Below are 24,961 nucleotides of genomic sequence, written 5' to 3'. Positions count from 1 at the left end.
ATTTCACCGATGGCGGGCGATGATGTTGCCGAGGACTAGGTCGAAGCGGGCGGCTTCCGCCAGGGTGTTGTAGTGCACCATGGAAATCCTGAGCGCGCCCTGTTCCATGGTCAGCCCGAGACGTCTCATCAGACGCGGGGCGAACATGTGGCCGTCGCGCAGGCCGATGCCGGCTTCGCCCATTTCACTGGCAATCTGCTGGGGCGTGATGCCGGGGATGTTGAAGCATATTGTCGGCACGCGACCGGCAATGTTGGTCTCGTCGGAGATGCCGTAGATCACTGCGCCGTGACGCTTGAGGATTGCCAGCAATTCGCGCGACAGGGTCGTTTCATAGGCGCGGATGGCGCCCATGGCGGCGGCTATGGCAGCGCGTCGGGAGTGTTCTCCGGCGGACAGGAAGCGGCGGCCGAGGGTTTCTAGATATTTGACGGCAGCGTTCATGCCGGCCACGTTCTCGTAGGCGAAGGTGCCGACCTCGATCTTGTAGGGCGGGACATCCGGAATGAAGTCTTCCTTGAACGTCGGCAGCTTCACCAGCGCATCGTAGCGGCCCCACAGGAACCCCATGTGCGGCGAAAAATTCTTGTAGCCGGAGCAGACGAGATAGTCGCAGTTCCAGTTCTGCACATCGATCAGGCTGTGCGGGCCGTAGTGGACGCTATCGAGAAAGACTTCTGCGCCGGCGGCATGAGCCAACTGCCCGACCGTCTTGACATCGACGATGGTGCCGATCGAATGGGCCGTGACGGTGCAGGCGACGAGGCGGGTGCGCTCCGAGAGCAGCGGCTTCAGATCATCCGTATGCAGCGTACCGTCTTCGCGCATGTGCCACCAGACGATCCTAGCGCCATCGGCCTCCAGCGCCATCCAGGTGGCGATGTTTGCGTCATGGTCCATGTCGGTGACGATGATCTCGTTGCGTGTCTCCAGCATCCTTGCAATGCCAAGGCTAACGAGCCGGATGAAAGATGTGGCGTTTAGGCCGAAGGAGATTTCTTCCGGTCGGTAGGCGTTGACGAGCAAGCCAACGGTCACGCGTGCCTCATCGAGATTACGGTCGACACCTTGGCTGTGCTGGTATTTGGCCATGCGCTGGACGTTGAAGTCGATGAGGTGGTTTGCAACTGCGTCGACAACAGCCTGCGGCACCTGCGCGCCACCGGCATTGTCGAGAAAGACAAAATCGCCGGCCTTCTGCAGTGCCGGAAACATGCCGCGCAGCTCCTCGACCGGAAAGCCGTTTTCGCCGGTAAACGTCGTGTCGGAAGCTGCAGCGTTCATGGGTGTCTCGCGGGGGCGCCGTTTCGTTTGGTCGGCTTGAGGCGGGGTCCCCTGCCGTCTCGCAAGCATATGATCACGAGATATTTTATAGTTCAACTAAATTCGAGGGTGGTCTTGGGATCGGCTCGGTGAGCTTGATACTGTACTTGCAAAATTGGTTGGTTCGACATATCTTGGAGCGGTGGATGGAGCGCTAACTCCACCCACCATTTTTTTATGATAAAAAGTTAACCCGCACGGTCATTGACCAGCCTGTGCGGGTTTTTCTTACCACAAACGTGAAACTAAGCGGTATGTACCACATAGATCACCTCCGTTTTCAGTAACGAGGCCCTCGCCTGGGTCGAGGAGGCCCGTCTTCCTCGATGCACCGCTGGCCACGGTGCCTGCTGCTTTCGCTACCGACTCTATCAGTCATAGTCGAAGTGGATGAGTAAGATAGAAAAATCGCCTTAAGATTGTATTTGGTGGAAGATCACGACCTGTGTTGAACAGGGTTGGTGACGGCTTTTGCCATTATGCGAGAGGGTTTGCGCTGGCGAAGGCCGATGCCAACGCCGGCCAGCGCAAGTGCACCGCCGATGGCGTGGTAGGCGTGCAACTCCTCCTTGAGAATAGCCCAAGCAAGAATGGCGACGACGACCGGGAGCAGGTTGATGAAGAGGGCGGTGCGGGCGGCACCGAGCCTGCGGATCGCCGTCATCCAGTAGAGTGGCGCAATCAGGGAGGTGGGGATGGCGGCGTAGAGGATGAGCGGCAGGTTTGCCGTCGTGATCGGCGAAATCGTCCCCATCAGCCAGACGGGAACCAGCATCAAGGTCGCAAAGGCGATCTGCCAGAACAGCTGCAGCCAGAGCGACAGCGGAATGGTCCAGCGCTTCAGCAGGACGCCGTAGAGCGAGTTTGCCGCAATCGCGATCAGCATCAGGCCATCGCCGAGGTGAAATCCACCGGTCAGGAGCGTGGCGGGATGGCCGTGCGACGTGAGGTAGACGAGGCCGGCGAGCGATACGGCGCCGCCGGCGAGACGGTTGAACGATAGTCTTTCCGCGGCAAGCAGGCTTGCAAGCAGCGCCGACATCAGCGGCATCAGTGCCAGCATAACGCCCATATTGACGGCGGTCGTGGTCTTCGCCGCCTCATAGGCAAGGCTCTGGTAGACGACCATGCCAAGCGCTCCTAGCACTGCCAGTTGCAACCAGTGACGCGCCGCGACGGCTCGCTGTTGCCAGGCTGCCTTGGCGACAAAGGGCAGCAGGACGAGGAAAGCGATCAGCCAGCGATAAAACGCGATCGATCCCGGAGCGATGACGCCGAATGCCGCCTCCGTGACAATGACGTTGCCGGACCAGATCAGCACGGTCGCAAACGGCGCGAAGGCCGAAGCCGGGGTCAGCGGCGTGGCTGTCTCGATGGATTTTCCGTCGGCCATGGATATTCCCGCAGAATGATAATGGAGATGTCTGCTGCAGGGATGTGTTTAGCGGTTGTCCGATTAGTGGTATATAGCGAATTCCAGAAAGCCAATCCCGGAATGCCGCCATGTCCCTTCGATCCCCACGCCTTGACGGAGAGCCGCCAGCCCCGGTCTCCTTCCGAACCGAGAGTTACGTTGGAGGTACGGTCTTTCCGGCCAAGAGCCAGGAGTGGGGCGAGCTGAACTATGCGCTCGTCGGCGTCGCGGAACTGGACATCGAAGGTGTCCGCTATCTCTCCCCACCGCATTACGGCATATGGCTGCCGCCCTACACCCTGCATGAAGCGTGGATCAGGCATGACGTTCGCTACGTCACGGTGTATGTCGCCCGTGAGTTGTGTGCCGACCTGCCGCCCGTTCCGCAGACGCTCAGCCTCAGTCCGCTGTTGAAGGCTATACTGGCGGACTTTGCGATCCGCGACGTCGGCGTGCCACAAACGACGGAGGATCTACGGCTGGCGCAGGTGCTAGTCGATCAGATACGGCTGGCGGAGCGCTGCGAAAGCTATCTGCCGCTGTCGGTCGATGCGTTGCTCGGACCTGTGCTGTCTGCCCTGCAGGAGTCGCCAGGGGATCGCCGGTCCCTCGAAGAATGGGCGCGGATGATGAAAACAACCGAGCGGACACTTTCGAGGCGATGCCAGGACGAGCTTGGAATGTCGTTCAACGACTGGCGGCAGCGATTGAAGCTGGTTGCGGCGCTGGCGATGCTCGAAGCCGACATGCCAGTGCGCCGGGTGGCGCAAGAACTGGGATATGGCAGCGCGTCTGCATTTATTGCCATGTTCCGACGCCTGACCGGCAGCAGCCCCACGCAGATGCGCCGGAGATGAGGCTGTCGATGTCATGCATCAGAGATCGCCGATGCGCGAGGTGACCAGCAGCTTTGCCAGCCAGTCGACGAAGACGCGGACCTTGTTGCTGAGGTGCCGGTTCGGCGGATAGACGATGTGCAGGGGCAAGGGGTCGCGGTGCCAATCAGGAAGCATTCGCACAAGCTTCCCATCCGCCAACGCTTCGCGGATCATGAAGGCAGGAGCCTGGATGATGCCGAGACCGCTCAGGGCCGCGTTGACGAAGCTTCTGCTATCATTGACCGACAGGATGTAGGTGGGGCTGATCTCAAACGTCTCGTTGGCACGGGAGAACTCGAACGGTATCGTCTTTCCCGTCTGGGCGCGAAAGTAGCTGACGGCGAAGTGTCCGGTTTCGATGTCTTGAGGGGCCTGAAGCGTGCCGAATTTTTCGAGGTAACGCGGTGACGCGCAGGTGACCATCGGAATTTCGCCGACGCGCCGGGCAATCAGGGACTGATCCGTGGGGGTGCCGGCGCGCAGGGCGCAGTCGACGTTCTCGGCGAGATAATCCACCAGCCGGTCGCCGACACCCATGTCGATGCGGATATCGGGATAGCGCAGGTGGAAGTCGCACAGCGCCGGGATAACGATCTCGTCGGCGAAGGCGCCGGCCATTTCGACTCGCAGCCGGCCGCTCGGCAGGCTTTGCGAATTGCTGACGCTGCCGTCGAGCTCCTCGATTTCCGAAAGGATCTGGATCGCGCGCTCGTAGTAAAGAGCGCCGTCGGTGGTAACCATGACACGGCGGGTCGTGCGGTTCAGCAATTTCGTGTGCAGGTGCTGTTCGAGCCCCTGGATGAGTGTCGTTACCGTCGCCTTCGGCATCGACAGGGTCGTGGCTGCGCGCGTGAAATTGCCGGTTTCGACAACACGAGCGAAAGCGCGCATGGCGGAAAGCTGGTCCATCCTGTAATAATCCTGAGCCGGTTTATGGAAAGCTGCTCATTGTTCGAGATCGTGAATAGTCTGATCGAATATAGGGGACTTATCTGTAAAACGGAATAACAATATGTTCCACCCAAGAGATGAGGCGGAATTGATCTCGTTTGGTCGATCCACTCAGTTGGGAGCCCCTCGATGCGTGCCCCGTTTAAGGAAGTTGTGTTGGAAGGCGTGGCCACAGGTCCGGTTTCTGCGCGTGTGTTCTGTGACTCGCTTGACGACAAGACTGCGCCGGTCGTGCTATATCTTCACGGCGGCGCATTTCTGGACAAGGCGGTCTATGTCGGCCGTCCGGTTGCGGAATGCCTGGCAGATGCCGGTGCCATCGTCGTCGATGCGGATTGCAGCGGGCCGACCGACAACGGTTTTCCGAAGTCGCTCGAATATGCCTATGGCGTCCTGGAATATCTTGCGCGCAAGCGCGAGTTGGGTGGCAAGAAGTCGTTATTGCTTGTTGCCGGCGAAGAGTCTGGCGGAAACCTTGCGGCTGGCGTCGCTCTCAAGGCGCGCGACCAGATGCCTGGGATGCTCGACGGTCAGGTGCTGATCTCGCCGCTGCTGGACCCTTTCATGGGCAGCAAGTCGTTTCAGTGCGCCGACAAGAGCGGGATGCGCGAACGCTGGAGCGAGGGCTGGAACCACTATCTGGGTTTCCTCGGTGGTGTCTGCCATCCCTATGCCGCGCCGCGGTTCTGCTCGCGGCTTTCGGGCGTGGCGCCGACCTTGCTGCTGACGGCGGAGGACGATCCGTTGCGCGACGAGAGCGTGGAATATGGCAAATTGCTGGAAAAGGCAGGCGTTTCAGTCCAGCAGCGTATCCTGTCCGCCGGTATGGGCTGGGCAAGAATTTATGGCGGGCAATCGGCCGACGAGCAAACTTGGCAGGGTGATATCCGCAAGAGTTTCAAGAGCTTCGTAGACGATATTCGTGTTCGGCCTGGCTGATTAGAGCCAGTGATCTGCAGCCCGGGATCCCAAGCCGGGGCTGAAAAGGAGAGAATGCAATGACAACCAAAGACAAGCGCTGGGCCCTGTGGGGCGCCGGCATAAGCCTTGCTGCGTCCGTTTTCGGGGCAGCCTTCTATCTCGACCTGCCGCGCGGTGCGGTTGCCAGTGAGCCTGCAAAGGCGGCGGCCCCTGCTGCTGTTCCGGTGACCGTCGCCACGGTAGCGGCTGCGGACGTCACGGCCTGGGAGGAGTTTTCCGGGCGGCTCGAAGCGATCGAACGGGTGTCCATCCGTCCGCGCGTCGCCGGTGCCATCCAGTCGGTCAATTTCCGCGAAGGCGCGCTGGTCAAGCCCGGCGACCTGTTGCTGACCATTGATCCGGCGCCCTATCTGGCGGCCGTAGCCCAGGCAAAGGCGCAGGTCGAAGCCGCCGCTTCGCGCGTCGATCTTGCCAAGCTCGAGCTCGACCGCGGTCGTCGCCTTTCCGACAACAAGACGATTTCGCAGAGCGACCTCGATACACGGGCGAGCGCCTATTCGGAAGCGCAGGCGAATGTCCAGGCGGCCCAGGCAGCCCTGCAGACCGCCCAGCTCAACCTCGACTACACGCAGGTCCGCGCACCGATCGCCGGGCGTGTCGGCAAGCTAGAGGTGACTGTCGGCAATCTCGTCGCTGCCGGCTCGGCGTCGCCGGCGCTGACGACGCTGGTTTCGGTCGATCCGATCTATGCAAGCTTCAATGCCGACGAGCAGGCCGTGACCAGCGCCCTCGCACAACTGACGGCCAATGACGGCGTTGCGCCGCCAGTCGAGCAGATCCCGGTTGAGATCGGTACGACACGCGACAGCGGCACGCCGATCACCGGCAAGCTGCAACTGATCGGCAACGAGGTCGATACGGCCAGCGGCACCATCGGTGTGCGCGCCGTCTTTGCCAATCCGGGCGGCCACCTTATTCCCGGGCAGTTCGTGCGGGTGCGCATGGGCCAGCCTAAGTCGGAGAACAAGATCGTCATCAACGACCGGGCCGTGGGCACCGACCAGGACAAGAAGTTCGTGTTCCTCGTCGGCGCTGACAACAAGCTCGTCTATCGGCAGGTGACGCTCGGCGACCTCAACAACGGCCAGCGTATCGTCGAAGCCGGTCTCGCCGTCGGCGACCGTATCGTCGTCAACGGACTGCAGCGGGTGCGCCCGGGTGCACTGGTCGATCCGCAGCCTGAACAGAAGCCCGAGCAGAAGGTCGCCGCTTCGAAGTAGGCGCCTTCAAGACCGGGAGAGGGCCTCCCGGTCAGTTAAAAATTGCAAATGGCATGAGACCTGCGGCGGAGTTGCCGCGTGGTCCTGCGCAGTGCGTCCACCGTTATCCCTGGAGAGGGCCACATCATGAACATGTCTCGCTTTTTCGTCGACCGACCGGTGTTTGCCGGCGTGCTGTCGGTCCTGATCCTCGTCGGAGGATTGATCGGCATGGGGCTGCTGCCGATTTCGGAATATCCAGAAGTCGTGCCGCCGTCGATTGTCGTTACCGCGCAATATCCGGGCGCCAACCCGAAGGTCATATCCGAGACGGTGGCAACGCCGATCGAAGAGCAGATCAATGGCGTCGAGGGCATGCTCTACATGTCCAGCCAGGCCACATCCAACGGCCTGATGACGCTGACTGTCACCTTCAAGCTCGGCACCGACCCGGACAAGGCGCAACAGCTGGTGCAGAACCGCGTTTCGCAGGCCGAGCCAAGGTTGCCGCAGAACGTCCGCGATCTCGGCATCAACACCGTCAAGAGTTCGCCGGACCTGATGATGGTCGTGCATCTGGTGTCGCCGGATAATCGCTACGATATCACCTACTTGCGCAACTATGCGGTCCTTAACGTGAAGGATCGGCTGGCGCGCATCCAGGGCGTCGGCCAGGTCGAGATCTTCGGCTCGGGCGACTATGCCATGCGTGTCTGGGTCGACCCGCAGAAGACCGCCGAGCGCGGCCTTGCGGCCGACGATATCGCCAATGCCATCCGGGCGCAGAACGTCCAGGCGGCTGCCGGCGTCATCGGCGCTTCTCCGAATCTTACCGGCATCGACGTGCAGCTTAATGTCAATGCGCAGGGTCGCCTGCAGACGCCGGAGGAATTTGGCAATATCATCGTCAAGAGCGGTACCAACGGCGAGATCACCCGCCTGCGCGATGTCGCTCGCGTCGAGCTCGGTGCATCCGATTATTCGCTGCGCTCGCTGCTGGACGGCAAGTCGGCTGTCGCCATTCCGGTGTTCCAAGCGCCCGGCTCCAACGCCATCACCATCTCGGACGAGGTCCACAAGACCATGAACGAGCTGCAGCAGGCGATGCCTGACGGCGTCAAGTACGAGATCGTCTACGACACCACCGAGTTCGTTCGCACGTCGATCGACAAGGTCGTGCACACGTTGCTCGAAGCCATCGCGCTGGTTGTCGTTGTCGTCATCCTGTTCCTGCAGACATGGCGGGCGTCGATCATTCCGCTGGTGGCAGTGCCGGTGTCGATCATCGGTACCTTCGGCGTCATGTACATGTTCGGCTTCTCGATCAACGCACTCAGCCTCTTCGGGCTGGTACTGGCCATCGGTATCGTCGTCGATGACGCCATCGTCGTGGTCGAAAATGTCGAGCGCAACATCGAGAACGGCCTGTCGCCGAGGGATGCCACGTACCGGGCCATGAAGGAAGTGTCGGGCCCGATCGTTGCCATCGCCCTGGTGCTCGTCGCAGTGTTCGTACCGCTCGCGTTCATCTCCGGCCTGTCCGGCCAGTTCTACCGGCAGTTCGCGCTGACGATCGCCATTTCGACGGTGATCTCGGCCTTCAACTCGCTGACGCTGTCGCCGGCGCTGGCATCGCTGCTGCTGCGGGACCACCATGCCCCGAAGGACTGGCTGACGCGGGTTATGGACAAGGGCCTTGGCTGGTTCTTCCGTGGATTCAACACGGTCTTCCAGCGCGGTTCAAACGGCTATGGCCGTGGGGTCGGCGGCATCCTGTCGATGAAAAGCGTCGTCATGGTCGTCTATCTCGCCCTGATCGGTGCCACCTACTTCCTGTTCCAGGCGGTGCCGGGCGGGTTTGTGCCGGCCCAGGACAAGCAGTATCTGATCGGTTTTGCCCAGCTGCCGGATGCGGCCAGTCTCGACCGGACGCAGAATGTCATCGAGCGCATGAGCGAGATCGCGATGAAGGAACCGGGCGTCGAGCATTCGATCGCTTTCCCCGGCCTGTCGATCAACGGCTTCACCAACTCGTCGAATGCCGGCGTCATCTTCGTCAAGCTGAAGCCGTTCGAGGAGCGTACGACACCCGATCTGTCGAGCGGCGCCATCGCCATGCAGCTGAACAAGAAGTTCGGCGGCATCCAGGAAGCGTTCATCGCCATGTTCCCACCGCCGCCCGTCCAGGGCCTCGGCACCACCGGCGGCTTCAAGCTGCAGCTGGAGGACAAGGCGGGGCTTGGCTACCAGGCCCTCGACGAAGCCAACAAGGCGTTTCTGGCCAAGGCCTATCAGGCGCCTGAGCTTGCGGGTCTGTTCTCGAGCTTCCAGATCAACGTACCGCAGCTTTACGCCGACCTCGATCGCGCCAAGGCAGAGCAGCTGGGTGTCTCGGTGACGGATGTCTTCGATACGCTTCAGATCTATCTCGGCTCGCTCTACGTCAACGACTTCAACGCTTTCGGCCGTACCTACAGTGTCCGTGTACAGGCGGATGCGAAGTTTCGGGCTCATCCAGGCGATATCGGGCAGTTGAAGGTGCGCTCGTCGACAGGGCAGATGATCCCGCTTTCGGCGCTACTAAAGGTCGAGGCCAGCACCGGACCTGAGCGGACGACGCGCTACAACGGCTTCCTGGCTGCCGACATCAACGGCGGCGCAGCCCCCGGATTTTCATCCGGCCAGGCGCAGGCAGCAGTAGAGCGGATTGCGGCCGACACTCTGCCAAAGGGTATCGGCTATGAGTGGACGGACCTGACCTACCAGCAGATCATCGCCGGCAATTCCGGACTGATCATCTTCCCGCTGGCCTTGCTGCTCGTGTACCTCGTGCTTGCCGCGCAGTACGAAAGCCTCGCCCTGCCGCTGGCGATCGTCATGATCGTGCCTATGGGGGTCTTTGCGGCGCTGACCGGTGTGTGGCTGATGGGCGGTGATAACAACATCTTCACCCAGATCGGGTTGATGGTGCTGGTCGGGCTATCGGCGAAGAACGCCATCCTGATCGTCGAATTTGCCCGTGAGCTGGAGTTTGTCGGCAGGACGCCCGTTCAGGCTGCCATGGAAGCCAGCCGTCTGCGACTGCGACCGATCCTGATGACCTCGATGGCCTTTATCATGGGCGTCGTGCCGCTGATCACCTCGACGGGTGCGGGCGCCGAGATGCGTGCGGCCATGGGCGTGGCGGTATTCTCCGGCATGATCGGGGTGACATTCTTCGGCATCTTCATGACGCCGGTGTTCTATGTGTTGATCCGCAAGCTATCGGGCAACCGTCCGCTGAAGCAGCATGAAGAGCATAACGCCGAGATCATCCGGATTGCTGCCGAATAAAAGTTGCCTGTTCGGCGCTTGACCTCCTCGAACAGACAGAATGGGCGGATCCGCAAGGGTCCGCCCATTGTCGTTTCTGGAATAAGATATATCTTCGTTTGAGGCTCAAGGCACGGAATGCCATGGCTTTGCCCGTCTGATGTATCACGAAGATAGACGCTCGCGCTTCCTGTGTTTATTAAAATTAGCTAATGAAAAGCTATGTGATCTGAGGTCGGCAAGGCGTGTCACATTGCCTTGGCGTCGGGAGGAGCGGCGATCGCGAAACCATCTATCGATGCAGGTCGGACAGAGCAGGAGTTCCAGGATCTCGTGAGGAGATTGGAGCTGGCGCTGGAGACATCGCAAATTGGTGTCTGGGAGCATGATCTTCGGGATGACACCGTCGTCTGGGACCTTTCCATGCACAGGCTCTACGGGACAGGCCTGTCGGGCAGAGTGACCGGCGACATATGGCTGAATGCAGTTCATCCCGACGACCGCGATAGGGCCTCCGCCGAATTCGATGCAGCCGTGGCCTCCAAAGGCCGATACAACTCGCATTTCCGCATCATTCTCGCCGACGGCCAGACGCGCCACATCCGCTCGAGCGCGCGTTTCTTCGAGGGGCCGGATGGATCTCTATCGATCATCGGCGCCGAGTGGGACGTCACCGCCGATGTCATCCTGACCCGTGAGTTAGCGGAGCAAAAGTCAGTGGCAGAGGCGAGGGCAGTCGCGGTCGAGCGCAGCAAGGGGTTGGTCGAGCACGCTGCCAACCACGATTATCTCACCGGCTTGCCCAATCGCCGCTATTTCGACCGCCATCTTGCCGAACTGTTGAGCGATCCGACGGTCGAGAGCATCGCCGTCATTCATATCGATCTCGACCGGTTCAAGGAGATCAACGACAAGCTTGGCCATGCGGCCGGCGACGCGATGCTGAAGGCCACCGCCGCGCGTCTTTCCGGCGCCGTTTCCGGAGCGAGCATGGTTGCCCGCATCGGAGGCGACGAATTCGTGATCCTGCTGACCAACGTGGCCGAGGCCGGCGCGCTGGAGACGCTGGCCGACGGCGCCCTCTCTGCGCTGCGCGCCGATGTCCCTTTCGCAGCCGGCGTCGTGCAGACGAATGCCTCGGTCGGTATCGCCTGGAACATGACGTCAAAGGCCGGGAATATTCTGGCGGAATCCGATCTGGCGCTGTACCAGGCGAAGAAACTAGGTCGCAACAGGGTGCAGTTTTTCAGTGCAAAGCTGCAATCTGATCTGCTGGGCAAAAGGCAATTGGCCGGCGACCTCAAGCTGGCATTGCAGCGCCACGAAATCATTCCCTATTATCAAGTGCAGGTGGATGCGCGCACTCGCCGTATTTTCGGCCTCGAGGCGCTGGCGCGCTGGAAACATCCGGTGCATGGCCTGATGCTTCCGGGGACCTTCCTCAAGGTTGCCCAGGAATACGGTCTGGAAGCCGAAATCGATGCCGCGGTTCTGGAGCAGGCCCTTGCTGACTACGGACGATGGCGGGCGGAAGGTATCGTGCCGCCGCGCATTGCGGTCAATGTGTCTGCCAAACGGCTCAACGACCCGCAACTGATTCAGAAATTGAACAGGCTCGACATCCCGCCGGAATCCATCGTTTTCGAGCTTGTTGAAACGATTTTCCTCGATGATTGCGAAGATATCGTCGTCTCGAACATCGCGGGTCTGAAGACACTGGGCGTCGATATCGAGATAGACGATTTCGGGTCGGGGCATGCGTCGCTGATCGGGCTGGTCAGCTTGCGGCCGAAGCGGCTGAAGATCGATCGCCAGCTTGTCACCAACATTACCGTGTCGGAAGAACAGCGGCGCCTTGTCGCGTCGATCGTCGAGATTGCCAAGACATTGAATGTCGAAGTCATTGCCGAGGGTGTCGAATCCGAGGAGCATGCCCGGGTGCTGGGAGAGATCGGTTGCGACGGGTTGCAGGGTTTTGCTCTCGGCTATCCGAGCCCGGCAGCCGACATCTTCAAGCTGCTGTCAAAGATGCCAGCAGACAGCGCATAGACCGCGCTGAAACCGCAGGCGTTCTACTGGATCTGCAGAAACGTGATGACGATCCAGCTCAGCCCGCCGAGAACGAGCAACGATAGCGTCGCTGCCGCGATCACCCGGCCGCCGGCATGGCCGACGACCCGAACGTCCACCGACAATCCCAGTGCTGCCATGGCGACCAGCGTCAGCGTGTTGGAGACTAGGTTCATCGGTACAAAGGCAACCTCCGGGATGAGGCCGAATGAACGCAAGCCCATCATCAGCACGAAGCCGACGATGAACCACGGCACGATTGAGTGGTGCTGTGCTGGGAGTTCCGTCTTCACGCCCTTCATCATCGTGCCGATCATGACGATGACGGGGCCGAGCATCAGCACGCGCACGAGCTTGACCAGCGTGCCCGTCTGGACGGCCAGCAAGCCGGCAGGTGCCGTTGCAGCCAGCACCTGCGGCACGGCATAAACCGTCAAGCCGGCAAGTACGCCGTATTGCGACGGGCTGAGACCTGCCCTGACGAACAGCACCGGCAACAGGAACACCGCGAAAACGCCGAGCACGGCGGTGAAGGCCAGTGCGGCAGTGATTTCCTCGGCGTCGGCCTCGATGACCGGCGCAACGGCGACAATGGCAGAGTTGCCGCAGATGGCATTGCCGCAGGCGATCAGCGTCGCCAGCTTGCCCGGAAGCCCCAGCAGCCTGCCGATGGCGTAACTGATGGCTATCGACATCAGGACCAGCCCGGCAATCGCGCCGATCAACGGTAACCCAGCGCCCCGGATTGCCGACAGGCTGATCGATGCACCCAGCAGCACGATCGCCAATTCCAGCAGGATCTTGGCGCTGAAATCGATACCCGCGCGCATCGAGGGCATGTGCGGCAGTGCGGTTCGAACGGCGATGCCGAAGCCAATCGCCAGGATGAGACCTTCGATCCATCGGCCGCCAAGCAGCACAACCTCAAGCTTTTCGACCGCCACTGCAGCCAGTGCGACGGCAAGACAAAGTGCCAATCCTGGCAGGATGTGACGTGAGCGCGAGGCGATAGACATGGGTCACCTTCTTTGGTCTGGTGCCCGGACTGTCCTACAGCGAGTTGTAGATTTCCATCGAATATTATGGGATGTTTCGTTCGATTAAAACGAACGGTTGGCTTATGACGTTTGAACAGCTTGCCATCTTCGTCGCCGTTGCCGAGCGGGAGCACCTGACCCGCGCCGCGCAAGCCATACGGCTGACGCCGTCAGCCGTCAGCGCCTCGATCAAGAACCTCGAGGCATTCTATGGCGTGGAACTGTTTCATCGCGTCGGACGGCGGATCGAGCTGACGCAGACGGGACGGGTGTTTCTGAACGAGGCGCGGGCGACATTGGCGCGCGTACGCGCGGCCGAACTGATGTTGTCGGAGCTCGGCGGGCTGCAGCGCGGCCAACTCAATCTCTATGCCAGCCAGACCATCGCCAGCTACTGGTTGCCGCCGGTCATGATACGCTTCCACCAGGCCTATCCCGGCATCGACCTCAGCCTGACCATCGGCAATACCCGCACCGTCGCGGATGCAGTCATCGCCGGCGAGGCGGAACTCGGGCTGGTGGAGGGGGAGATCGACGCACCGGAACTGTCGTCCGCCGTTGTTGCAAGCGATGCGCTATCGGTGGTGGTGGCGCCGGACCACCCGTGGGCGGATGGCCGGGCGCTGTCAGCAGCCAACCTCGTTGCCGACAGTCTCTGGGTGATGCGCGAGAAAGGGTCGGGCACCCGCTCGGCCTTCGAGGAGGCTATGCGGGGCTTCGGCATCGTGCCGCAGGACATGCAGGTCGCGCTGGTCTTTCCATCCAACGAAGCGGTTCTATCGGCTGTGCAGGCAGGCGCCTGCGCGGCGGCGATTTCCAGCGTCTCGGCCAGTCTCTATCTGCAACAGGGGCTTTTGGTGAAGGCGGCCTTCGAGCTACCGGCCCGCAGTTTTCGCCTGCTGCGCCACAAGGAACGGCACGCCAGCAAGGCGTCCATCGCGCTGGAACAGATGTGCCGCGTTGTTACACCTCGAGCCAGCGCCTCTTGAGACGCCTGCGGTGCGGCTCCAAATTGGTCAGAATGCTTGACTTTCCGGCATTATCCTTGACAGTCCGGCAATTGTGACGAAATTTCGGGTCAGCTCTTCTGCAATGGGAGAACCGGCATTATCGACAAGCCCGAGGATCGTATTCGCGCGCTCGATATCTGGCATGGGCCAATCGAGATCGCTGCCCTGACCGGCGGCATCACCAACCGCAACTATCATGTAAGGGACGGTTCGCGGCGCCGTGTCGTGCGTCTCGGCTCCGATATTCCGGTTCATCATATCGTCCGTGCCAACGAGCTGGCGGCCAGCCTGGCTGCCCATGCTGCCGGCTTGTCTCCCGATGTCGTCTATCATGAGCCCGGCATTCTCGTACTCGACTACATCGACGCGCCGGCGCTGTCGGCCGAGGTGCTCGGGCGGCCGGATATGCTGGAGCGTGTCGTGCTGCTGGTGCGCGATGCTCATCGCAGGGTTGGCGGCCACCTGCGCGGCGCTGCCGGGATGTTCTGGTCGTTTCATATCATTGCCGACTACGCATCGACGCTCCGGGATATCGGGAGCCGCTACGAGCCCCTGATGCACGGATTGCTGGACAAGATGAGGAGGCTGGAGAAGGCGGCGGGACCGTTTGACATCGTCTTCTGCCATAACGACCTGCTGGCCAGCAATTTTCTTGACGACGGTCACCGGCTTTGGCTTATCGACTGGGACTATGCCGGCTTCAATACGCCGCTGTTCGATCTCGGCGGGCTTGCCTCCAATGCCGGATTTTCCGCCGATCAGGAGGCCGCCATGCTGGATATCTACCACGACGGCGTCGGGGAAAGAGGATTGAAGCGCCGCTACGAGGCGATGAAATGTGCATCGCTTTTGCGCGAAACGCTCTGGAGCATGGTGTCCGAAGCCTATTCCACGATAGAGTTCGACTACGTCGCCTATACCGCCGACAACATGGCGCGTTTCGAGCGCGCCTATCAGCTGTTTGATATCGAGGAACGTCGATGAAGGAACTGCCCGGGACAGCAAAAGCAGTCGTCATCGGCGGCGGCATCATCGGTTGTTCTACCGCCTATCACCTCGCCAAGCTCGGCTGGACGGATACCGTTCTTCTCGAGCGCCGGAAGCTGACGTCCGGGACGACGTTTCACGCGGCGGGACTAGTCGGCCAGTTGCGCTCCAACGCCAACATCACCCAGCTGCTCGGCTATTCCGTCGATCTCTACAAGCGGCTGGAGGCGGAGACGGGTCTTGCGACCGGCTGGAAGATGAATGGCGGTCTGCGCCTTGCCTGCAACGAGGAGCGCTGGATCGAGGTCAAGCGCCAGGCGACGACCGCCCAGTCGTTCGGCCTCGACATGCAGTTGCTGACGCCATCGGAGGCGCTGTCGCTCTGGCCGCTGATGCAGGTCGACGACCTCATCGGTGCTGCCTACCTTCCCACCGACGGGCAGGCAAATCCCTCCGATATCACCCAGGCGCTGGCGCGCGGTGCGCGCATGGCCGGCGCTGCGATCTTCGAGGATACGGAAGTGCTCGACATCGAGATCGACAAGGGCCGCATCCGCGCCGTCCTCACCGATCGCGGTCGGATCGAGTGCGAGCGGGTCGTCGTCTGCGCTGGCCAGTGGACGCGGGATTTCGCGGCCCGCTTCGGCGTCAACGTGCCGCTTGTCTCGGTCGAGCATCAATATATCATCACCGAATCCTTCGGCGTGCCCTCGAACCTGCCGACATTGCGCGACCCGGATCGGCTCACCTATTACAAAGAGGAGGTCGGCGGTCTCGTCATGGGCGGCTACGAGCCCAACCCGATCGCCTGGGCAGTCGACGGCATACCTAAGGATTTCCATTTCTCTCTGCTCGATTCCAATTTCGATCATTTCGGGCCGATCATGGAGCAGGCACTCGCCCGCGTTCCGGCACTGGAAACGGCAGGTATCAAGCAACTGCTGAACGGGCCGGAAAGTTTTACGCCCGACGGCAATTTCATCCTCGGCGAGGCGCCGGAGCTGCGTAACTTTTTCGTCGGCGCCGGCTTTAATGCCTTCGGCATTGCATCTGCCGGCGGTGCCGGCATGGCTCTGGCGGAATGGGTCTCGAAGGGACAGCCTCCCTACGACCTCTGGCCTGTCGACATTCGTCGCTTCGGCCGGCCGCATTTCGACACCGACTGGGTGCGCAGCCGGACGCTGGAGGCTTACGGCAAGCACTACACCATGGCCTGGCCGTTCGAGGAACATGCGAGCGGACGTCCCTGCCGCAAATCGCCGCTCTATGACCGCCTGAAGGCGCAAGGGGCCTGCTTCGGAGAAAAACTCGGCTGGGAGCGGCCGAACTGGTTTGCCGACCTTTTTGCCGGGGAGGAGCCCCGCGATATCTACACCTACGGTCGGCAGAACTGGTTCCATGCCGTTGGCCGCGAACATAAGGCCGTGCGCGAATCCGTCGTCATCTTCGACCAGACGTCGTTTGCGAAATTCGTGCTGAAGGGGAGAGATGCCGAAGCGGCGCTCACTTGGATCGCCTCCAACGACGTGGCGAGGCCGGTCGGATCGCTGATCTACACCCAGATGCTCAACGACCGGGGCGGCATCGAATGCGATCTGACGGTCGCTCGCCTGGCAGACAACGAATACTACATCACCACCGGTACCGGCTTTGCCACTCACGACTTCGACTGGATCAGCCGCAATATCCCCAAGGGTCTGCAGGCCGAACTGGTGGAGGTGACATCGGGCTACTGCGTGCTGTCGCTGATGGGGCCGCAATCGCGCGCCGTGCTCCAGCAGGTGACCCGCGCCGACGTCTCGAATGCCGCCTTTCCGTTTGGCCAAGTGCGCACCATCGGTATCGCCGGGGCACCTGTGCGGGCGCTGCGCATTACCTATGTAGGTGAACTCGGCTTCGAGCTGCATGTGCCGGTGGAAAATGCCGGGGCGGTCTACGATGCACTGATGACGGCCGGTGCCGCGCATCATCTGGTCAATGCCGGATACCGGGCGATCGAAAGCTGCCGGCTGGAAAAGGGTTATCGGGCCTGGGGTGCCGACATCGGCCCGGACCACACGCCGATCGAAGCCGGGCTTGGCTGGGCCGTAAAGAAGAACGCTGATTTCAGGGGGCGGGCGGCCATCGAGGAGCAGCGCAAGTCCGGCGTCAAGAAGCTGCTGGCCTGTTTCGTGCCGGAGGACCGCGATACGGTGCTGCTCGGACGGGAAACCATCTACCGCGATGGCCAACGCGTCGGGTGGCTGTCGAGCGGTGGCTTCGGATACACGGTCGACCGGCCGATCGGCTACGGGTACGTCCGCAACGCTGCCGGGGTCACAGCCGATTTCGTCATGTCGGGACGCTATACGCTCGACGTTGCGATGCGACGCGTGCCCTGTACTGTCTCGCTGAAGCCGCTCTACGATCCGCAGATGGCTCGTATCAGAGCCTAAAGGCTGTGGCTTTAAGGACATCCCCGACGTCGTTTTGTTGACTTGGGCAGCATTTCGCCATCACGGTGGAGGCCTAACAAGGAGCCAAGTGAATGCCGGAGGCGGGAGTAAAGCTGGAGGAAAGCTGGAAGAATGCGCTGTCGGCGGAATTCTCCAGCCCCTACATGGAAAAGCTCAAGGCCTTCCTGGTTGAGGAAAGGCAAAACGGCAAGACCATCTTTCCGCGCGGGCCTGAATATTTCCGCGCGCTCGACCTGACGCCCTTGCATGATGTCAAGGTGGTGATCCTCGGTCAGGATCCCTATCACGGCCTCGGGCAGGCGCACGGCCTTTGCTTCAGCGTCCGGCCGGGTGTGCGCACGCCGCCGTCGCTGGTCAATATCTACAAGGAGATGCAGGCCGATCTCGGCATTCCACCGGCACGCCACGGGTTTCTCGAAAGCTGGGCCCGGCAGGGCGTACTTTTGCTGAACAGCGTGCTGACCGTCGAGGAGTCTCGCGCCGCGTCCCATCAGGGCAAGGGTTGGGAAAGGTTTTCCGATGCCGTGATCCGGGCCGTCAACGATCAATGCGAGCATGTCGTCTTCCTTCTATGGGGTGCCTATGCGCAGAAGAAAGCCGCATTCGTCGGCGCGTCGCGCCATCTGGTGCTGAAATCCGCACATCCGTCGCCGCTTTCGGCCCATAACGGATTTCTCGGATCCAGACCTTTCTCCAAGGCCAACGCCTATCTTGAGCAACACGGACGCACGCCGATTGACTGGGCGCTCCCGGAAAATCCAGGCGCCGGCCAGGCTTAGGGCCGCAATCGACGCCAGAGATCTCCCACCGAAATTCCAGGCGTGCCGAACGCCATGGCGGCCAGCGCTAGCCCGATGCGGACTAGCGCTGGCCTTACCGATGATTCTCAAGTAAAAATTAAAATATTAGAGATGCAGATATGTTTGTTTTCGATATATTGACTTGATAAAATACAATTACGGGAATTTATTAGAATAACAAACATATTTACTATAATAATAAGTTACATGGCTGCAACATAGATCTAAGTTTATATTGTTCAAGTGCGTACCTAATACAAAATCTTTGTTGTCATATTATCGTGATGCGATGATATTCGAATTGTAAATCGAAGACTTCTGCTTCGGTTTTGATCTGTAAGGGTCTCAACAAATTGGTGCTTTCAAAATTGTGTATTGATTTACGCAAGCGAAGAATTGTGCCGAGATAACACATCGGGAGCTTTCATGAATATCAAATCTCTTCTTCTCGGATCCGCTGCAGCGCTCGCTGTTGTATCTGGTGCACATGCGGCCGACGCAATCGTCGCTGCCGAACCGGAACCGCTGGAATATGTCCGCATCTGCGACGCATACGGCGCCGGCTACTTCTACATTCCAGGCAGCGAAACTTGCCTCAAGATCGGCGGCATGATCCGCAACGATACTTACTGGCACGATGCCTACAATCCTTTTGGTGCCTTTGGGACCAAGAACTACACCCGCGCTGAACTCTCGTTCAACTCCGCAACGGACACTGAATATGGTCCCTTGAAGACGGCGACGACGCTGCGCTTTAACTATTCGGAAGGCGTAAATTCGGATGCCTCTCCGCTGATCGCCTATATTTCGCTCGGCGGCTTCCTCATCGGTCGGCAGGACTCGCAGTATAACGAATACATGGGCTATGCCGGCAACGTCATCAACGATGATGTGATCGGAGATGGACCTTACGAGCTGAACCAGCTCACCTATTCCTACGACTCCGGCACCGGCTTCACCGGTGTGATCTCGCTCGAAGATTCCTATTCCAGCGTAGCCTATGACCACTATGCTCCCGACGTCGTTGCCGGGCTCGGCTACAAGGCCGGCGCATTCGGGATCAAGGTTGCGGGCGGTTACGACTCTGTCGCCGAAGAAGGCGCAGTCAAGGTACGCCTCGATGCAGACTTCGGCACAGTCAGCGCATTCCTGATGGGTGCCTGGAACACCGACGGCAACACGACCAACAAGTACGCCAATGGCGACCCCTTTGGCACCACGGGTGACTGGGCTGTCTGGGGCGGCGGCACTGCAAAGTTCAGCGAAAAGCTGAGCTGGAACGTGCAGTTGGCCTATGCTGACAACAAGACCTTCGAAGCAACCACCAACCTTGCCTTCTTCCCGGTCAAGGGCCTCAAGCTCCAGCCGGAAATCACCTACGTCAACTATGACAACGTCGATAAAAGCGTTTGGGCAGGCGTTCTCCGCGTCCAGCGCAACTTCTAATCCCGACACCTGGCATCTGCCAGGTTGAGGATCCCGTGGGTGAATGCCTGCGGGGAAAGACTGATCGGTTGACCTCCGGTCCGAACGGAAAAGGTCCGGCATCCCAGCTGGGCCTTTTCTGTTTCATCCTGGAAGATATTGGAAATTAAAAACAAGCACAGGAGCAGACCATGGGTGCCGAGCAGCAGGAAAAACTGATGCGTGATCAAGCCTCGCTCCTGGCGATGATGGCCAACCCGGCGAGACTGACTATCCTGCGACTTCTTCTCGAGGAAGAGAGATCGGTCGGGCAGCTGGCCACGCAAGTGGGGTTAAGCGAAAATGCCACCTCCATGCACCTGGCAAAGCTGAGACGGGGACGGGTCGTCACTACCAAGAGGAAGGCTCAGAACATCTTTTACGCCGCGAAATCGATCAACGTGGTTGTCATCCTGAATGCTCTGGACGCGATATCGCATAATTTCTAGTTGGCGAATTCTTCGAATAAATACTTTCATGCGAAATATAAAATATAGCTATAAATCCCGATATTTATTTTTCTACGGCCAAGTTGCCTTTTGTTCCTCTAATCAATAGAAAATAGAAGTGGAACAGCAGCAATAGTTTAAAATTCCGGGGGCGGGATTTGGGGAGATTTCTTGGTGGTACCGTCGGGGGACGATGATTTTGGCATATATGGGGAAGAGGTGCAGAGGGCCGCTGCAGCGCAATCCGATTTTCTTGGGATCATGGCAAACCGCCATCGCCTGCACATCCTGTTTTTGTTGCTCGAAAGCGAGCATTCTGTTCGCGATCTGATGCGGGAGCTGAATGAAACTCCGGTTGGCGTCTCGCGTCACCTGACGATCCTTCGTGACAACAACATCGTCCGCAGCCGCCGCTGCGGCAAGAACGTCCGCTATTCGCTCACATGTCCGCACACAGTCCAGATGGTGAAAGCCATCGCCGAAATCTGTTGCCAGCGCGATAAAGAGGTCGAGGAGGAATAGGCGGGTTCATGCTCTGCATCATCCGAAGCTGCGGCACCTGGGCTGCAAGCGTTTGATCGAAGGCTGCAAATTGCGCCGACTACCCTTCCGACTGTTCCCGATCGCGCATAGCGTGAACGACATCGATAGATCGTTCACGATCTGGAGACAATCCGTCCGGGTCTTGCGGTCTATCGCAAAAGCCTGACAGCGACCATCTTCACCCCATGGAACCGGTCGATACGACCGGGCAGAACAAAGGGGTTTGACATGCTTGACCAGATCAAAGGCCTCCACCACGTCACGTCGATGGCAGAGAATGCCCGCACCAACAACAAGTTCTTCACCCAGACGCTAGGCCTTCGCCGCGTCAAGAAGACTGTCAATTTCGATGCACCGGATGTGTACCATCTCTATTACGGCGACGAAGTCGGCGCGCCCGGCTCGGTAATGACCTATTTTCCGTTCCCGAAGATGGCGCGTGGCCGTCCCGGTACGGGCGAGGTCGGCACCACGGTGTTCTCGGTTCCCGAAGGTTCGCTGGGTTACTGGACGGATCGTCTCGCAGCGCAGGGCATCGCCGGTCTCAAGGCCGATGAATCCTTCGGCCAGAAGCGCCTGCACTTTGCCGGTCCTGATGGCGACGACCTTGCGCTTGTCGAGGTCCGGGACGATCTGCGCCAGCCCTGGCTGCACGCAGGCATCGAGGCCGACCACGCGATCCGCGGCTTTCACTCGGTGTCGATGCGCCTGCGCGACGACGGTGCGACGGACGAACTGCTGCGATACATGGGCTATCAGGTTGCCGAAACCCATGAGGGCACAAAGCGGCTGGTCATCCCGGGCGGCAATGGCGCCGATTTCATCGATCTCGAAACCATGCCGAACATCGCCCGTTCGCTGCCGGGGGCAGGGTCCGTGCACCACGTTGCCTTCTCAGTCGAAAATCGCGCCAAGCAGCTCGAAGTGCGCAAGCTGCTGATGGATACCGGTCATCAGGTCACGCCAGTCATCGATCGCGACTACTTCTGGGCGATCTACTTCCGCACGCCGAGCGGCGTCCTGTTCGAGATTGCCACAAACGAACCTGGCTTCGATCGCGACGAGGATACCGCACATCTCGGCGAGGCACTGAAGCTGCCACCACAGCATGCGCATCTGCGCCCACTGCTGGAAGAACATCTCGAGCCACTCGACGCTTGAGGCAGGAGGTCATCATGACATCGACATATGTGCACCGGCTGCGAGCCGGTGCGCCGGGAAAGCCGATATTTTTCGTCTTTCACGGCACAGGCGGCGATGAGAACCAGTTTTTCGACTTTGCCAGCCAGCTGCTGCCGGAGGCGACCATCGTCTCGCCGCGCGGCGACGTTGCCGAACATGGGGCTGCCCGTTTTTTCCGGCGCACCGGCGAGGGCGTCTACGACATGGACGATCTCGCCCGGGCGACGACGAAGATGGTCGGCTACGTCAAAAGCCTGGCGGATGAGCACCAGGCGTCGGCAGTCATCGGCCTCGGCTTTTCGAATGGGGCCAATATCCTTGCCAATGTCCTGATCGAGGCAGGCAATCTTTTCGACGCCTCGGTGCTGATGCATCCGCTGATCCCGTTCGAACCGCGCGACAATGCCGGCCTGGCGGGCTCGAAGGTGCTGATCACGGCCGGCGAGCGAGACCCGATTGCACCGGCCTCCCTGACAAAGGCGCTTGCGGATTACTTCGTCCGGCAGAAGGCGGATGTGACGCTCGAATGGCATCCGGGCGGTCACGATATCCGGCCGAACGAGATCGACGCGGTGCGGACGCTACTTGCAGCCTATGCCTAAATGAGATCTGCGATCCGGCGCGGCGGCCCAAGGGCCCTGCGCCGGCGCGAGCCACGTCTACTTTGCGCTCAGCATTTGCTGGAGGGCGAGTGCCTCTTCGTCAGCCGCGTGCTGGCCGGCCGCGTCGAGATAGGGCTGGCTGCAATATTGCTTAAGGCCTGCTGTGTCGCGTGCATCCGCTTGCCCGTGAGCGGTCCTGATCGCCACCTTTCGCCAGGCGCAGCCGAGCATCGGGTCGGGCTTGATCGCACCGTCGCAACCGGTGCTGAGGCACGTGGCGACAGTGCTTTGCGCCTGATATTTGCCGGCGATCGCATCGTTGAAATCGCCGGTCCAGCTCTTGCGCACGCTTTCACAGCCTGTCGCATTGCTGCTCTGGCGGCAATCGACGGCGGCGTTGATGTAGTCGCTGGCAGGCGGCCAGAGGGGAGCGTCGATCAGGCTGACGCAGCCACATGCCAAAAGCCCAGCCATCAAAGCATTCATACCACTCTCCCGAATCGCTGCCGATAAGACCATGAAAAGGCTTGCGTGGACATGGAGGAGGACGACGGCCACCAGTGGCAGTTGGGCCACCAATCGCCGTTATCTGATCCGTTATCCCAAAGGGCGCAACGCCTGCTTGCAGGTGGTTGCCTAGCTCGCTAATGGTCAGCCTTCAAGTCCAGGGGGATCGTCGTGACGCTTGCCGAGCAGAGCCAATATCGTCTGGGCGTTCTCTATGTGGCGCTGTCTGCGCTGGCCTGGTCCTCGGCCGGGCTGTTCATGCGGGCGATCCATGCCGATCTGATGACCATCCTTTTCTATCGCGGCATCGTCTCGGGCGGCGGGGTATTCCTGCTTTTCCTGTTCATCGAACGCGGTGGCGCGTGGCGCATCATCGGGGCGATGCGCGGGCCGTCGTTTGCCGCGATGTTTTTCTCGACGGGCGCGATGATCAGCGGCATCGGCTCCATCTATTACACCTCCGTCGCCGACTCGATGGTGATTTACGCCACGGTGCCCTTCATCACCGCCGGCGTCGCCTTCCTGTATATCCGCGAGCGCCCCAGTGCCGCGACGATGATTGCGGCGGGAGTGGCGCTGGTTGGGGTCCTGGTAATGCTGACGGGCGATAGCACCGGCAGTGGAAGCTGGTTCGGGCGCGCCCTTGCGGCCATCATGACCCTGATGGTATCCGGACTTGCAGTCGTCATGCGCCGTCACCGCGATGTGCCGATGCTGCCGGCCATGGCTGCATCCGGCTGGCTGTGCTCACTGGTGTGTTTCTGGTTCGCATCGCCAGGGTCCGTCTCGGGAAGTGACGCCGGGCTGATCGTGGCCTTCGGATTGATCCAGAATGCGCTTGGGCTTAGCCTCTACACATTCGGATCCCGTCTCATTCCCGCTGCCGATGCCAGCCTGCTGACCGCGCTCGAGGTTCCTTTGACGCCGCTCTGGGTGTGGATATTCTTCAGCGAGACGCCATCGAGCGCGACGATGATCGGCGGGCCGATCGTGCTTGTCGCATTGTTTGGCCATATTTTCACGGAGGTCCGGCGCAACCGGGCGCCGATGGTCGTCAATCCCGGCTGAGCGCCGGAGGGCGTCAAAACCGTCATCGACATTGTGCATCGCAACATTTTTCGAAGTATGCGGTTGACGATAGCGGATTCGGGGGAATGTATTGTCTCGTGCCCGCCGTTGGGCGAAATGCTTTTGCTTGAGACGCACCGATCCGGCGTCTAGTTTGCGGCCCGGAACCGCACCTGCCGCCTGAAATTATGGGGATGAACATGAAAACGTCTGCAGCCACCGACCAGAAGATACCCGTGGCTGATGCCGAAGCGTTGCGGCTCACCTTCCGCGATGCCATGGCGCGCATGGCGGCAGCCGTCAATATCGTCACCAGCAACGGTCCGGGAGGTCTTGCCGGCTTTGCCGCGACTGCCGTGTGCAGCGTCACCGACAGTCCGCCGACGCTTCTGGTGTGCCTGAACCGCAATGCCTCCGTCTATCCCGCTGTCGCTGCCAATGGCGTGCTCTGCGTGAACGTCCTGTCGGAGAGCCATCAGGATCTGTCGCGCCTCTTCGGCGGCAAGACGCCGGTTGCCGAGCGCTTTGCAGCCGCCGAGTGGTCCGAACTGGTGACCGGATCGCCGGCGCTCGAGGACGCGCTGGTGTCGTTCGATTGCCGGATCGCCCAGCGCGCCGAGGTCGGCACGCACGAAGTGCTGATGTGCGAAGTCGAGGCGATCCGTCGGCGCGATGGCGGGCAGGGTCTCGTCTATTTCGACCGCAATTATCACACGGCCGGCTGATCC

At 60.4% G+C, this 24,961-nt stretch carries 22 protein-coding genes; 16 read left to right on the top strand and 6 right to left on the bottom strand.

What is annotated here, in order from left to right; all coding sequences use genetic code 11:
• Window positions 1-3 precede the first annotated feature (3 nt).
• Window positions 4-1,284: a cysteine desulfurase-like protein gene (locus J5274_RS17160; RefSeq protein ID WP_142823554.1), complete on the bottom strand. Its 1,281-nt coding sequence runs from the start codon at window positions 1,282-1,284 to the stop codon at window positions 4-6.
• 475 nt (window positions 1,285-1,759) lie between these two features.
• Window positions 1,760-2,716, bottom strand: coding sequence for a DMT family transporter (locus tag J5274_RS17155; RefSeq protein ID WP_142823553.1), 957 nt, complete (start codon window positions 2,714-2,716; stop codon window positions 1,760-1,762).
• Between the two features lie 110 nt (window positions 2,717-2,826).
• On the opposite strand from J5274_RS17155, the gene J5274_RS17150 reads away from it, so the two are divergent.
• The gene (locus tag J5274_RS17150; protein ID WP_142823552.1) at window positions 2,827-3,594 is read left to right on the top strand and encodes a helix-turn-helix domain-containing protein; all 768 of its coding nucleotides are present in this window, start codon (window positions 2,827-2,829) and stop codon (window positions 3,592-3,594) included.
• Window positions 3,595-3,612: 18 nt separating this feature from the next.
• On the opposite strand, the gene J5274_RS17145 is transcribed toward J5274_RS17150, so the two are convergent.
• Window positions 3,613-4,524, bottom strand: coding sequence for a LysR family transcriptional regulator (locus tag J5274_RS17145; protein WP_142823551.1), 912 nt, complete (start codon window positions 4,522-4,524; stop codon window positions 3,613-3,615).
• Window positions 4,525-4,695: 171 nt separating this feature from the next.
• On the opposite strand from J5274_RS17145, the gene J5274_RS17140 reads away from it, so the two are divergent.
• The 4 genes from J5274_RS17140 (at window position 4,696) to J5274_RS17125 (ending at window position 12,107) form a co-directional block, all read left to right on the top strand.
• The gene (locus J5274_RS17140; protein ID WP_142823550.1) at window positions 4,696-5,505 is read left to right on the top strand and encodes an alpha/beta hydrolase fold domain-containing protein; all 810 of its coding nucleotides are present in this window, start codon (window positions 4,696-4,698) and stop codon (window positions 5,503-5,505) included.
• A 59-nt stretch (window positions 5,506-5,564) separates the two neighbouring features.
• Entirely contained in the window at window positions 5,565-6,767 is a 1,203-nt protein-coding gene (locus tag J5274_RS17135) for an efflux RND transporter periplasmic adaptor subunit (RefSeq protein WP_142823549.1), read from the top strand.
• Between the two features lie 126 nt (window positions 6,768-6,893).
• Window positions 6,894-10,079, top strand: a complete 3,186-nt coding sequence (locus tag J5274_RS17130; RefSeq protein WP_142823548.1) for an efflux RND transporter permease subunit — start codon at window positions 6,894-6,896, stop codon at window positions 10,077-10,079.
• Window positions 10,080-10,316: 237 nt separating this feature from the next.
• Window positions 10,317-12,107, top strand: coding sequence for a putative bifunctional diguanylate cyclase/phosphodiesterase (locus tag J5274_RS17125; protein WP_374113725.1), 1,791 nt, complete (start codon window positions 10,317-10,319; stop codon window positions 12,105-12,107).
• Between the two features lie 23 nt (window positions 12,108-12,130).
• Here the strand turns inward: J5274_RS17125 and J5274_RS17120 are convergent, their stop codons facing one another.
• Complete coding sequence (locus J5274_RS17120) at window positions 12,131-13,144, bottom strand: YeiH family protein (protein WP_142823547.1); 1,014 nt, start codon at window positions 13,142-13,144, stop codon at window positions 12,131-12,133.
• A gap of 104 nt (window positions 13,145-13,248) precedes the next feature.
• Between J5274_RS17120 and J5274_RS17115 the strand changes: the two genes are divergently transcribed.
• Window positions 13,249-14,154: a LysR substrate-binding domain-containing protein gene (locus J5274_RS17115; protein WP_142823546.1), complete on the top strand. Its 906-nt coding sequence runs from the start codon at window positions 13,249-13,251 to the stop codon at window positions 14,152-14,154.
• Window positions 14,155-14,181: 27 nt separating this feature from the next.
• Here the strand turns inward: J5274_RS17115 and J5274_RS28825 are convergent, their stop codons facing one another.
• Window positions 14,182-14,373: a hypothetical protein gene (locus J5274_RS28825; protein ID WP_224140223.1), complete on the bottom strand. Its 192-nt coding sequence runs from the start codon at window positions 14,371-14,373 to the stop codon at window positions 14,182-14,184.
• Between J5274_RS28825 and J5274_RS17110 the strand changes: the two genes are divergently transcribed.
• From J5274_RS17110 to J5274_RS17075, 8 genes are all read left to right on the top strand, one after another.
• Window positions 14,296-15,159, top strand: a complete 864-nt coding sequence (locus J5274_RS17110; protein WP_224140228.1) for a phosphotransferase — start codon at window positions 14,296-14,298, stop codon at window positions 15,157-15,159. The two genes, J5274_RS28825 and J5274_RS17110, sit on opposite strands and share 78 nt — an antisense overlap.
• A complete protein-coding gene (locus tag J5274_RS17105; RefSeq protein ID WP_219274692.1) occupies window positions 15,156-17,597 on the top strand; it encodes an FAD-dependent oxidoreductase in 2,442 nt (813 codons plus the stop codon). Before J5274_RS17110 ends, J5274_RS17105 begins: the two co-directional genes overlap by 4 nt.
• Window positions 17,598-17,689: 92 nt before the next feature.
• Window positions 17,690-18,397, top strand: coding sequence for a uracil-DNA glycosylase (gene ung, locus J5274_RS17100; protein ID WP_219274691.1), 708 nt, complete (start codon window positions 17,690-17,692; stop codon window positions 18,395-18,397).
• Between the two features lie 447 nt (window positions 18,398-18,844).
• Window positions 18,845-19,864 (top strand): porin, encoded by a 1,020-nt coding sequence (locus J5274_RS17095; protein WP_142823542.1) that lies wholly within the window; start codon window positions 18,845-18,847, stop codon window positions 19,862-19,864.
• 170 nt (window positions 19,865-20,034) lie between these two features.
• Window positions 20,035-20,331 carry a helix-turn-helix transcriptional regulator gene (locus J5274_RS17090; RefSeq protein WP_142823541.1) on the top strand — a complete coding sequence of 99 codons (297 nt, stop codon included), beginning with the start codon at window positions 20,035-20,037 and terminating at the stop codon, window positions 20,329-20,331.
• Window positions 20,332-20,505: 174 nt separating this feature from the next.
• Entirely contained in the window at window positions 20,506-20,853 is a 348-nt protein-coding gene (locus tag J5274_RS17085; protein ID WP_142823540.1) for a helix-turn-helix transcriptional regulator, read from the top strand.
• A gap of 249 nt (window positions 20,854-21,102) precedes the next feature.
• The gene (locus tag J5274_RS17080; protein WP_142823539.1) at window positions 21,103-22,035 is read left to right on the top strand and encodes a VOC family protein; all 933 of its coding nucleotides are present in this window, start codon (window positions 21,103-21,105) and stop codon (window positions 22,033-22,035) included.
• Between the two features lie 14 nt (window positions 22,036-22,049).
• Complete coding sequence (locus tag J5274_RS17075) at window positions 22,050-22,658, top strand: alpha/beta hydrolase (protein ID WP_263431683.1); 609 nt, start codon at window positions 22,050-22,052, stop codon at window positions 22,656-22,658.
• 57 nt (window positions 22,659-22,715) lie between these two features.
• Here J5274_RS17075 and J5274_RS17070 read toward each other — a convergent pair whose 3' ends face one another.
• Window positions 22,716-23,144 (bottom strand): hypothetical protein, encoded by a 429-nt coding sequence (locus J5274_RS17070; RefSeq protein ID WP_142823538.1) that lies wholly within the window; start codon window positions 23,142-23,144, stop codon window positions 22,716-22,718.
• Between the two features lie 192 nt (window positions 23,145-23,336).
• On the opposite strand from J5274_RS17070, the gene J5274_RS17065 reads away from it, so the two are divergent.
• Together J5274_RS17065 and rutF are read left to right on the top strand one after the other, a co-directional pair.
• Entirely contained in the window at window positions 23,337-24,233 is an 897-nt protein-coding gene (locus tag J5274_RS17065) for a DMT family transporter (protein WP_142823537.1), read from the top strand.
• Between the two features lie 185 nt (window positions 24,234-24,418).
• Window positions 24,419-24,958 carry an NADH-dependent FMN reductase RutF gene (gene rutF, locus J5274_RS17060; RefSeq protein WP_374108276.1) on the top strand — a complete coding sequence of 180 codons (540 nt, stop codon included), beginning with the start codon at window positions 24,419-24,421 and terminating at the stop codon, window positions 24,956-24,958.
• Window positions 24,959-24,961 lie beyond the last annotated feature (3 nt).

The sequence above is a fragment of the Rhizobium sp. L51/94 genome (assembly GCF_019355555.1).
Classification (GTDB): Bacteria; Pseudomonadota; Alphaproteobacteria; order Rhizobiales; family Rhizobiaceae; genus Rhizobium; species Rhizobium rhododendri.
The sequence above is the reverse complement of the archived record's forward strand: the minus strand, read 5'-3'. Positions and strand labels throughout refer to the sequence as shown.